Raw genomic sequence first — 12092 nt, 5'->3', positions numbered from 1 at the left:
AAATGAAAAACAAATCCTTCCTTTCCTTTTGTTCTATGTGACGACTCATGAAGTATGTTATACTACACACGGTACACTGTTCGAAATGGAGGGTATCGGTGAGTAAATACACTTCTCAAAATAATCACACACAAGTCGTCCAGCTATTCCAAGATGGGCATTACTTTTTTCATAAAGGTCTAAAAGCATATAGAGAAAGAAATCTGTCTAGGGCAAGTAAGTTGATACAGCGGGCCATCGTACTTGAGCCTGAAAATGTAGAAATGCTGTCGCAGCTTGCCATTATTTATACTGAAATGGGTCATTACCAACAATCTAATGAACTGCTTGATTTTATCCTTGAACACTTGGATGAGAACATGTCAGAGTGTCACTACTTTAAAGCCAATAATTATGCGAATCTCGGTTTGTTTCAAGAGGCATATAGATGCGCCACTGCTTATGCTGCGCTGGAAGAAGACGGGGAATTTGCAGATGAAAATGACGATCTCCTCGATCTGCTTGATATGAGTGACGATGTTGATGAAGATTTTCCTTATGATCAGGATGATCTGATTGTAAAGCAGGATCAAGCCAACCATTTGCTAGAAAGCGGCAGGCTGGATGAAGCAATCGAGATGCTGGAACAGATGATTGTTGAGTATCCAGAGTTTTGGTCAGCGTATAATAATCTCGCTTTGGCCTATTTTTATTCTGGCCAAATCGATCAGGCAAAAGAAATGTTGAACCGGGTCCTTCATGAAAATCCCGGTAATCTGCATGCCCTTTGTAATCAGCTTGTTTTCTATCATTATGAAAAAGAAGAAGAAAAGGTCAATCTGTTAGCGAAGCAATTAACGCACGTGTATCCAATATTAAGTGAACAGCGTTATAAGCTTGGCGCAACATTTGCCCTTGTTGGAGAATTTGAATGGGCATTTAAATGGCTTTATTCTTTGTATAAAACAGGTTTCCAAGGTGATAGTACGTTTTTATACTGGCTGGCAAGTGCAGCCTATTATACGGGCCACAAAACGCTGGCGCAAACCGTCTGGGATAAGATGGTGGAAGAAGATATTGATGCAGATGAAATCAAGCCGTGGCAAGACAAACCAGAGGAGTCTGAGCCAATGGTTTCAATTGAGGAACGACTCACTGCCTACTATGTCAGCAAACAAAAAGGTGAACGTGACGTCTTGCAATCTGTTCTTGATTCCCGCGCTGCGAAAACGGCCTTTGAACAGCAGTTTATTGAGTTACTTTTATATGAAGATCAAATGGAAGAACGATCGTTTTCAGAAGATGCGGTCTTCGCAAAACAGGCGGCATCTGCTTTGGAAGAAGCGGTGCAGCCTGATAGCCACATGCCATATTTTTGGTTATTCCATATTATTCAGCAAGCACGCGCTTCAGGCGTAGAGAAGAAAAATGCCATTGCATGGGCAGCAGCTTCTTATTATCTATGGATGAATGAACAAGAAGAATCAGCTGTCAGCAAAAAAGAGATCGCAGCTTCTTTTCAGATCAGCGTTCAAACGCTGTCAAAATATGAGAATGTTATTTGTGCGTTCATGGTTTGAATAGGTAAATAGAATCAGATAACAGCAGCATGGCCGAAAAGGTCATGCTTTTTTCTTGGATAAAAAGGTGGGATTTGCTAGGATTTGGCGAAGTATGACAATCTCGACATCTATTTGAAACATAAATGTAATAAAAATATTAGCTCATTTTGTCGATGTGTCATGTATAATGAAACTCGTGGATTAAAACAAAGATATATATTTAAATATTTTACTATACATAATGCAACACCTAGTGATAGAAACAATCTGGTCAACATCTGACTGAATCATCAGGAAGAAAGACACAGGAAGCACAGATTGGTCGCAGAGAATTTGCTGCTTTCTCATGTCGCTTGGGAAATTGTCAAAGGAGGAACTATACGTGAAAAAGTTTATTACTTTCGGTTTAGCTTCGGTGATTGGAGCGAGCGGTTTATTTATTCCATTTACTCATGAAGCAAATGCACAGAACTTTGAACAAAAGAAACAAGAACTAGACAGCAAGCAGTCAGAGGTAAACAAGAATCTTCAAAAGAAAAAAGAAGAGCTTTCAAAGCTTGAGGCAAAACAAGAGGCACTTGCGCTAAAGCTAAAAGAAATTGACGAAAAAGCTTTAAAAACAAGTGATCAAATCGAAGAAAAACAAAAAGAAAACGAAAAAACAAAAAAAGAAATCAAAGCACTGAAAAAAGAAATTGCTGATACAGAAAAACGTATCGAAGAAAGAAACGAATTCTTGAAAAAGCGTGTACGTGCGCTTCAAGAAAGCGGTGGTTCTACGAAATACATAGATGTATTACTAGGAGCAAAAAGCTTTAGCGATTTCATCAGCCGTGCAGGTGCTGTATCTACATTAATCAACGCAGACAGCGAAATCATTAAAGAACAAGAAAGAGACAAAGCGGAATTACAAAAGTCTGAAAACGAATTAAACACAAAGCTTGAAGATGTTCAAAAGACGCTTGCAAAGCTTGAAACACTTCAAACAGACTTAAATAAACAGCTTGATGAGAAAGACAAGCTATTCAAGCAAGTGAAAAAGCAAAAAGGAAGTGCCTCTTCTCAAATCAGCGAGTTAAACACTGAGGCAAACAGCATTGCATCTGAAAAAGACGCAACAATCGCTGCTCAAAAACAAGCTGAAAAAGAAGCAAGAGAAGCTGCTCAACAAGCAAAAGAAGAAAAAGCACAAAGACAACAGCAACGTCAAGCTAGTGTTCAAGCAGAAGACAACAGCTCTAATAACGACAGCGGTTCTTCTTCAAATAACAGTGGATCTTCAAATAATAACAACAACAGCAGTTCACCAAGCAAAAAGCCATCTTCTGGCGGTGGATCACCTGTTAGCAATAACGTAGGCGGAATCGAAGGTGCAATCAGCACAGGTTCTACGATTGTAGGACAATCTCCATATAAATGGGGCGGCGGCAGATCACAAGCCGATATTGACGCACGTCGTTTTGACTGTTCTTCATTCGTTCGCTGGGCATTTGCATCAGCAGGCATCAACCTTGGACCAGTTGGCGGTACAACAACAGATACGCTTGTAGGTAAAGGAAGAGCTGTAAGTGCATCTGACATGAAACGCGGAGACCTTGTGTTCTTTGATACGTACAAAGTAAATGGCCACGTTGGTATTTACTTAGGAAACGGTACATTCTTGAACGATAACAGCTCTCGCGGTGTTTCAGTTGACTCAATGAGCAACGTTTACTGGAAAAAAGCATTCAAAGGCGTTGTAAGAAGAGTCGTTGAATAAATCATTACTTACTATATAACCGTAAACAGGCTTCCTTAAACAGCAGTTTAAGGAAGCTTTTTCTTTTTTTGAAGATATGAGCAAATGATTCGCTTATTATCCGCAGATTTAATAGGATATGGGTAAGGCATAAAAGCTAAGAGTGGAATTGATGCTCTCTGTCATGAATGGAAGCATCACCCAAGGGCATTCTAATAAGAAATGCTAGCAGCAATTGAAGAGGGAGTGACAGTTGTGTCAGAAGAAAAAATCTACGATACGATCATCATTGGAGCGGGTCCTGCCGGAATGACAGCCGCTGTTTATACATCAAGGGGAAATCTTTCAACACTGATGATTGAAAGAGGAATTCCAGGCGGCCAAATGGCGAATACGGAAGATGTCGAGAACTATCCGGGCTTTGAAAGCATCTTAGGGCCGGAACTTTCAAATAAAATGTTTGAGCATGCAAAGAAATTCGGTGCCGAGTATGCGTATGGCGATATTAAAGAAATTGTAGATGGAGAAGAGTACAAAATCGTCAAAGCTGGTTCCAAAGAATACAAAGGACGCTCTGTCATTATTGCGGCAGGTGCTGAATACAAAAAAATCGGTGCACCAGGCGAAAAAGAACTTGGCGGCCGCGGCGTATCATACTGCGCTGTATGTGACGGTGCCTTCTTTAAAAACAAAGAGCTTGTCGTGATTGGCGGAGGAGACTCAGCAGTAGAAGAGGGTGTTTACCTCACTCGCTTTGCGTCTAAAGTCACAATTGTCCATAGACGCGACAAACTTCGTGCCCAAAGCATCTTACAAGCACGTGCATTTGATAATGAAAAAATCGACTTTATGTGGAACAAAACCGTTAAAGAAATCAATGAAGAGAACGGGAAAGTCGGCAGTGTGACATTAATTGATACCGTGACAGGTGAGGAAGAAGACTTCAAAACAGATGGCGTCTTTATCTACATCGGTATGCTGCCGCTGTCTAAACCATTTGAAAATCTAGGGATTACAAATGCAGAGGGCTACATTGAGACGAACGAAAGAATGGAAACAAAAGTTGAAGGAATCTTCGCAGCTGGAGACATTCGTGAGAAAACACTTCGTCAAATCGTCACAGCAACAGGTGATGGAAGTATTGCAGCACAGAGTGCACAGCATTATGTAGAAGAGCTTGCTGAAAAGCTAAAAGCAATGAAATAAACAGATGTCGTAAATCCTTAATATTGCGTCACGGGCTTTTAACTGGAATGTAACACGGGTGAAATAATTATCCGTTATGATAAAACTAGTAATTGACCCCCTTTTATAAGGAATACATGTTTGGCACGGATGTGAATCCGTGTCCTTTTTTTTGCTTAAAATCAGAAATTCACGAGATGTTCACAAATGACGCATGGAGAACCGTTAGATGTTGTAAAATAAAGAATAGAGAAAGTGCCCGTCACCATATTCATACGAAAACCTGTCTGTTTTCAGTGAAGAACGGGCATGTTCATTGTGGGAGTCATGATGAACCTGTATAATAAGAAAAAGACATAAAAGAGTAGGTGACAGCGGATGCAACGAGTAACCAATTGTGTGCTGCATCACGAAGATCAAGTTCTCTTGCTGCAAAAGCCAAGACGAGGCTGGTGGGTAGCACCTGGCGGCAAAATGGAGAGCGGAGAATCGGTCAAGGATTCAGTCGTTCGAGAATTTAGAGAAGAAACAGGCATTTATATTTTAAATCCGCAGCTAAAAGGCGTGTTTACCTTTATCATAAAAGAAGGCGATCAAATCGTTCAAGAGTGGATGATGTTCACCTTTATGGCAGATTCCTTTACAGGAAAAAACGTATCAGAGTCGGAGGAAGGCATTTTAAAATGGCATGATGTAAAAGATGTACCCAGCTTGCCGATGGCTCCAGGAGATTCCCATATTCTTGACTTCATGTTGAAAGGGAAAGGACTTCTCCACGGCACTTTTACGTATACACCAGACTTTGAGCTGATTGCTTATCGATTAGATCCTCAAGGAGACTAATAAATGAACCGTTTTCATAAAGAAGGAGAGGGAGCAGGCATGAATACGCACAAACAAGATGATATTCAGCTTGTGATTATTACAGGGATGTCAGGTGCGGGGAAAACCGTTGCCATCCAAAGCTTTGAAGACTTAGGTTACTTTTGTGTGGATAACTTACCGCCATCACTTTTACCGAAGTTTCTAGAGCTCATGAAGGAATCCAATTCAAAGATGAGCAAGGTGGCCCTTGTGATGGATTTGCGCGGACGCGAATTCTTTGATAGCTTAATTGCAGCCTTAGATGAAATGAGTGATCTTGGTTGGATCACACCAAGAATATTATTCTTAGATGCAAACGATAAGGTACTTGTCTCAAGATACAAAGAAACGAGACGTTCGCATCCTCTTGCGACAACAGGTTTGCCGCTCGAAGGAATCGCGATGGAACGCGATCTGTTAGAAGAGTTAAAAGGCCGAGCTCAAATGATTTTTGATACATCGGATTTGAAACCGAAACAGCTTCGAGAAAAGATTGTCACACACTTTGCTACGAATCAGGGGCAAGTGTTTACAGTGAATGTGATGTCATTTGGCTTTAAGTACGGCTTGCCAATTGATGCTGATCTTGTATTTGATGTGAGATTTCTGCCGAATCCTTACTATATTGAGAGCATGCGTCCACAGACTGGAAATGATGAAGAAGTACGCTCCTATGTCATGAAGTGGAGTGAAACGCAAAAGTTCACAGAGAAATTAATCGACCTTCTCAGCTTTATGCTTCCGTCCTATAAACGAGAAGGGAAAAGTCAGCTGGTGATCGCTATTGGCTGTACGGGCGGACAGCACCGATCAGTGACGCTAGCGAACTACTTATCGGAGTATTTTAAAAATGACTACTATACTCATGTCACTCACCGGGACATTGAAAAGAGAAGCAGAAAATAGATGACGACACTTCCAAAGGTGGTCATTCTTGGCGGGGGCACTGGCTTATCTGTTTTGCTCAGAGGGCTAAAAACAAAGCCAGTGGATATTACCGCTATTGTGACGGTAGCTGATGATGGAGGCAGCTCAGGCAGACTGCGACATGATTTGAATATTCCGCCTCCAGGCGATATTCGAAATGTACTTGCGGCACTCTCTGATGTCGAACCGCTTGTAGAAGATTTATTTCAGCACCGTTTTAATAAAGGAAATGACTTAACAGGCCACTCTCTCGGCAATCTCATTCTTGCGGCTATGACGAATATAACCGGTGATTTTTTTCATGCCGTCACAGAAATGAGCAAGGTCTTAAATGTGAGAGGAAAAGTATTGCCAGCAGCGAATTCAAGTGTTGTTCTTCATGCTGAATTAGAAAATGGGCAAGTGGTAACAGGAGAATCAAAGATCCCGACCTACGGTGAAAGAATTAAACGAGTCTTTCTTACACCCGATACGATTGAGCCGCTCCCAGAATCCATTCAAGTCATTCGAGAGGCTGATTTAATCGTTATTGGACCTGGCAGCTTGTATACCAGTATTTTGCCCAACCTGCTTGTACCGCATATTGGAGAAGAAGTGATTCGATCTAAGGCAAAAAAAGTCTATATTTGCAATGTCATGACACAGCCGGGGGAAACGCTTTCCTACAGTGCAGCTGATCATGTGCAGGCACTAAACGATCATATGGACCGACCATTTATCGATACGATATTTGTGAACAATAAAGAAATTCCAGAAGAAATCAAAGCAAAATATGCAGAAGAACAGGCGCAGCCTGTACAATTCGACACAGATGTACTCAAAGCCATGGGACTAGAAGTCATCCCAGGGGAAATTATTACATATGACCAGCATGTGATTCGTCATGATACGCTGAAAGTAGCTTCGCTGCTCGTCGATTTGCTGCATCAGAAAAAATAGGAATGGGGGTGGCAAGGATGTCATTTGCATCCGAAACAAAAAAAGAGCTGACTAATCTGGAAGTGAAGGACTGCTGCACAAAAGCAGAGCTTTCTGCCCTCATCCGTATGAACGGTTCATTATCTTTTTCTAATCGAAAATTGATTTTAGATATACAGACAGAGAACGCAGCCATTGCAAGACGTATTTATACCCTTTTGAAAAAGAAATACGATGTGACTGTCGAGCTGCTCGTTCGTAAAAAAATGAGATTAAAAAAGAATAATGTGTATATTGTCAGACTGGTAGAACGAGCGAAAACCATTTTAGAGGACCTAAAGATATTAGGTGAACAATTTGTATTTGAACGCAACATTTCAGAAGAACTTGTGAAGAAAAGATGCTGCAAGCGTTCCTATATGAGAGGTGCTTTTTTAGCAGGAGGTTCTGTGAATAATCCAGAAACCTCTTCGTATCACCTTGAGATTTTTTCACTATACAAAGAACACAATGATGCCCTTTGTGAGCTCATGAATCAATTCCATCTTAATAGTAAAACACTTGAACGCAAAAAAGGCTTTATCACATACATGAAGGAAGCGGAGAAAATTACGGAATTCTTAAGTGTTGTGGGTGCTCATAACTCATTGCTTCGTTTTGAAGACGTGCGCATCGTCCGAGATATGAGGAATTCTGTGAACCGGCTCGTCAATTGTGAAACAGCAAACTTGAATAAAACGATCGGTGCCTCACTGCGCCAAGTTGAAAATATTCAATTCATTGACGAAAAGATTGGACTAGACGCCCTGCCAGATAAGCTGCGTGAAATTGCGCAACTGCGTATTGACTACCAAGAAGTCACACTAAAGGAACTTGGCGAAATGGTGGAAAGCGGCAAGATCAGCAAATCAGGCATTAATCACCGTTTAAGAAAGCTAGATCAGATTGCAGAACAATTAAGAAACGGACAAGCTGTTACACTCAAATAGGGAAATAAAAAAGGGAGGCAGATCATATGGTGGAAAAAACGGTCACAATTCAGCTGAAAACGGGTTTGCAGGCACGTCCGGCTGCTTTGTTCGTTCAAGAAGCCAATCGTTTTGGTGCTGATATTTTTCTAGAGAAAGATGGGAAAAAAGTCAATGCGAAGAGTATTATGGGACTGATGAGCCTTGCGATCAGCTCTGGGGTCACCGTCAAACTAATAGCTGATGGAGCAGATGAACAAGAAGCCATCGATGCGTTAACGGATTTTATCAATCAAGAAAACTGAGTCTCTTCAAGGGCTCAGTTTTTTTAGGAGGGAAAGTTGTGATTCAATCAGCCTTTTTACAGAAAATTGGATACGAAGCTTCGTCCATTACCTTTGAACAATTGCCTGATTTACTAAGGAAGATGGCTTATACCTTTCCTTTTGAAAATAGATCTGTGGTGGGTAAACACGCTTATGCTTTGGATCAAGAAGGTTTGAAGCATCATCTTCTGGAAGGCAGCAGAGGTGGGCTTTGCTATGATCTCAATCCGCTCTTATATTATGTCTTAAAAGAGGCAGGTCTCGCCGTAAAGCTCGTTCAAGGGACCGTATATAACAAAGAAGCAGAGAAGTGGGCACTGGATGGGACGCATGTAGCCATCGTCCTTCAACATCACCATGAGCGCTACCTCATTGATGCAGGATTTGGTGTGAATTTACCCCTTCAGCCCGTCCCTTTTACAGGTGAATGGGTGGAAGCACCGTCCCTTCGTTTTCGAGTGAACGAAGAGGAAACAGAAAAAGGAACCCATCTACTCCAATTGGATAGGGGAGCGGGTGCTGAAACAGGTTATGCTTTCACATTGAAAGAAGTCGGTGAAGATACACTTGTGCAATTGAGGCATGAGATTTATGAAAATGAAGCCTCTCCTTTTAACAAAAGACCGCTTGCATCCAAACTGACACCAACAGGTCGTGTGATCGTGACAGAGGATCATGTCACGATACATGAACAGGACGAAGTATCGAAGAAACCACTCTCACAACCGTTTGAGGAGTACGTACAAAAACTGCTTCCGTAAACAGTATGAAAAAAGACAGCCCTTTTGACTTAGGGCTGTCTTTTTACAATGATTAACGAATCCTCGTAAATGTCGCATAGTGATCGGTTGTTTTATAAATGAGCCAGTCACTTGAGTATACTAGGCGGTCAGCATTACGGAAACCGGAGACGTAGTTGATGTCAGCTTCACGCCATGTACGGCCACTAGCTGATGGAAGGCGTCCCTCCCGATTAGAGAATACGTCTCCACCGATGCTTTTGCCCGGCGCGACTTCAGCTAAATTTCCTTTTGATGCCACCCATCCGAGGGCGCTCGCTTGTGATTTGGTGATGTAATTATCAGGTAGTCGTTTATAGCGGATTAAGTAATCTGCTACACCATCAAAGGTATTAATGACGGCAAGGGTACGAAGGTCTGGTGCAAGCTGTACGGAAGCAGTCTCATTTGTGGCTGTTGGTGTAAGTGGTGTTTCTGCATGGACTTGCTGCGGGATAAATCCAGAAAACAGAATGGCAGCAATCAGAGCGAACAGAGTAAAAATCGAACTTATTTTTTTCATCTTGATCCTCCTCAAAAGGAAATGGGATGCCGTCCTCTTGATGCTTGTCTATCTCATATTATAGCATCGGCATATGAAGAGAATGTAAAGAATCAGAAGATTGGTGAAAATGAGGCTTTTTGACCTACTGTCTCTAGATGACGTAAACAAAAAGACGCAGTTCCCTGCGCCTTTTTTCAATTAAGATGAGGCAAGCTCCTTCACAATATCAACAGGGGCTTTGCCGTCAATTCCATGAATCACATTATGAATGGCTCGTTTCAGCATAAGGTCTCTTGTCGTTTCAGTAGCGGAACCGATATGCGGGGCAAGTGTGACATTGTCCATCTCTTTGAAAGGATGATCTTCCTGAAGCGGTTCTTGCTCGTACACATCCAGACCAGCTCCTTTAATCCACCCTTCCTGCAGTGCTTGAATGAGGCTTTTCTCATCGACGGTTTTTCCGCGGGAGATGTTCACGAATAAAGCTGTCGGCTTCATTAATTTCAATTCCCGCTCTCCTATCATATGGTACGTCTCATCAGTCAGCGGTGTGATTAACACAATGATATCAGCTTGCTTCAGCAAGTCATCCAGTGCACAATATACAGCGCCATATGCCGATTCGGCTTTCTCGTTTCGGCTCCGGTTGTGATAGAGAACGTTCATATCAAAACCATGAGCGGCTCGTTTGGCTACTTGCTCACCGATTCGTCCCATCCCAATGATCCCAAGCGTTTGATGATGGACATCAATGCCGAATATATCTTCCTCTTGAACAAATTTTGTCCATTTTCCCTTGCGGATAAAACGATCAAGCTCGGCAATTCTCCTCGCAGAAGAGAGAATGAGCGAAAAGGCAAGATCAGCAACGGTATGATCGAGTGTATAAGGCGTGTGCGTACCAATCACGCCTCTTTGTCTCATGGCTTCTAGATCAAAATTGTCATAGCCGACTGAATTATTGCTCACCACCTTGAGTTGGGGTGCGTGATCTAATAAATCTTGATCAATTTTTGTACCAGATGTTAAAAGACCATCAGCCTTCTGCAGCTTCTCAAATAACAGATCTCTTGGGATCGGATCCTTTGACTGCCATACCTCATATGTACAATGTTCTTTTAACATGTCTTCAAAAGAGGCAGGTAAGGGTTTGGCGACAAAAATATGTGGTTTCATCATCAACTCGCTCCTTTCACATGGTCATCTTTCTCTTTTTATTATAAAGCAACCATTTTGGCAGTACACGTTTGAATATGAGCTGCTCAATATTTAATATACTGAAATAACGGAAAAGAAGAGATTTTTATAGTGAAAGAGTAAATGACATGGCCATCTGATGTCTTTTTATGATGTAGAAAAACGAGTGATTAGTAGATGAGTCATAGAAAAATGCTAGATGTTTCGAGAGATAATCTGACAAACTGGAAAATAGATCGAGACTTTTTGATAGAAAATTTATTATATTTGCAGTGTATTAAACGGGATGGTCATTTTCTACTAAACCTTTTCATCGTCTTTTGGTGAAATGAGAGCTATCGTTTGTAAGCAAAAGCCGCATATCCCCTGTGCTGAAGCGGAACAAAGAGCAAAATAGAGAAAATGCTTACATATTCTCTCATCGTTTTCTCATTTTTTTCTTTTTTTTCTATCATTTTTCTTCTCTATGCTTGAGAACACACAAGGGAAAAGGAGGCCAGGTAAGGCGTTACAATCACTTAAAAAAGATAGGAGATGACAGGATGGGATCAACATTAGAACAGATTCTTCAGCACAATGCAGATTTTGTGAAAGAGAGACAGTATGAGCCTTTCAAGGCGGGGAAATTTCCTGAGAAGAAATTGGTTATATTAACTTGTATGGACACACGCCTGTTGGAATTATTACCGCAATCCATGGGGCTTCGTAATGGTGATGCGAAGATCATTAAAAATGCAGGAGCCATCGTCACACATCCATTTGGTAGTGTCATGCGGAGTATTTTACTAGCCATTTATGAGCTGAAAGCAGAGGAAGTATGCATTGTCGGCCATCATGAATGCGGAATGGCAGGCCTTGCGGCAGACCCTTTACTTGAAAAGGCAAAAGCACGGGGAATTGAGGAAAAGTGTTTGAGCATTGTGAAAAGCGCAGGTGTTGATTTAAAGGGCTGGCTGACAGGCTTTGATTCAGTGGAAGAGAGCGTATCCCAAAGTGTGAAATTAGTCAAAGAACACCCGCTCATGCCAAGTGATGTAGCTGTTCATGGACTAGTGATTCATCCGGCAACAGGAAAGCTGGATGTCGTTATAAAAGATAAACAGATTGACCCGCAATATACCTAAATCATCTACACATACTTGAA

The 12092-nt window shown here is 41.6% G+C and carries 11 protein-coding genes and 1 pseudogene; 10 read left to right on the top strand and 2 right to left on the bottom strand.

Annotation, left to right across the window (positions count from 1 at the left end; genetic code table 11):
• Positions 1–98: 98 nt before the first annotated feature.
• From N521_RS02430 to N521_RS02390, 9 genes are all read left to right on the top strand, one after another.
• The gene (locus N521_RS02430) at positions 99–1559 is read left to right on the top strand and encodes a tetratricopeptide repeat protein (RefSeq protein ID WP_017357904.1); all 1461 of its coding nucleotides are present in this window, start codon (positions 99–101) and stop codon (positions 1557–1559) included.
• A gap of 364 nt (positions 1560–1923) precedes the next feature.
• Entirely contained in the window at positions 1924–3300 is a 1377-nt protein-coding gene (locus N521_RS02425; RefSeq protein WP_017357905.1) for a C40 family peptidase, read from the top strand.
• Positions 3301–3534: 234 nt separating this feature from the next.
• Complete coding sequence (trxB, locus tag N521_RS02420) at positions 3535–4485, top strand: thioredoxin-disulfide reductase (protein ID WP_024719880.1); 951 nt, start codon at positions 3535–3537, stop codon at positions 4483–4485.
• Between the two features lie 357 nt (positions 4486–4842).
• A complete protein-coding gene (locus N521_RS02415; protein WP_008348133.1) occupies positions 4843–5307 on the top strand; it encodes an 8-oxo-dGTP diphosphatase in 465 nt (154 codons plus the stop codon).
• A gap of 39 nt (positions 5308–5346) precedes the next feature.
• Entirely contained in the window at positions 5347–6234 is an 888-nt protein-coding gene (rapZ, locus tag N521_RS02410) for an RNase adapter RapZ (RefSeq protein WP_025208027.1), read from the top strand.
• Entirely contained in the window at positions 6235–7194 is a 960-nt protein-coding gene (locus N521_RS02405; RefSeq protein WP_035389612.1) for a gluconeogenesis factor YvcK family protein, read from the top strand.
• Between the two features lie 17 nt (positions 7195–7211).
• On the top strand, positions 7212–8162 hold the full coding sequence (gene whiA, locus N521_RS02400) for a DNA-binding protein WhiA (RefSeq protein WP_008348125.1): 951 nt from the start codon (positions 7212–7214) through the stop codon (positions 8160–8162).
• Between the two features lie 26 nt (positions 8163–8188).
• Positions 8189–8446, top strand: coding sequence for an HPr family phosphocarrier protein (locus N521_RS02395; protein ID WP_008348124.1), 258 nt, complete (start codon positions 8189–8191; stop codon positions 8444–8446).
• Positions 8447–8484: 38 nt separating this feature from the next.
• Complete coding sequence (locus N521_RS02390; protein ID WP_035389610.1) at positions 8485–9228, top strand: arylamine N-acetyltransferase family protein; 744 nt, start codon at positions 8485–8487, stop codon at positions 9226–9228.
• A 52-nt stretch (positions 9229–9280) separates the two neighbouring features.
• Here N521_RS02390 and N521_RS02385 read toward each other — a convergent pair.
• Together N521_RS02385 and N521_RS02380 are read right to left on the bottom strand one after the other, a co-directional pair.
• A pseudogene (locus N521_RS02385) lies at positions 9281–9607 on the bottom strand (ribonuclease); the annotation flags it as partial.
• Positions 9608–9949: 342 nt separating this feature from the next.
• Positions 9950–10927: a 2-hydroxyacid dehydrogenase gene (locus tag N521_RS02380; protein ID WP_035390199.1), complete on the bottom strand. Its 978-nt coding sequence runs from the start codon at positions 10925–10927 to the stop codon at positions 9950–9952.
• A gap of 563 nt (positions 10928–11490) precedes the next feature.
• On the opposite strand from N521_RS02380, the gene N521_RS02375 reads away from it, so the two are divergent.
• Positions 11491–12072, top strand: coding sequence for a beta-class carbonic anhydrase (locus tag N521_RS02375; RefSeq protein ID WP_025208023.1), 582 nt, complete (start codon positions 11491–11493; stop codon positions 12070–12072).
• Positions 12073–12092: the final 20 nt, after the last annotated feature.

The sequence above is a fragment of the Bacillus sp. UNC125MFCrub1.1 genome (assembly GCF_000701305.1).
GTDB lineage: Bacteria > Bacillota > Bacilli > Bacillales > Bacillaceae > Bacillus > Bacillus altitudinis.
Note: the sequence above shows the minus strand (reverse complement) of the source record. Positions and strands in the feature narration are given on the sequence as shown.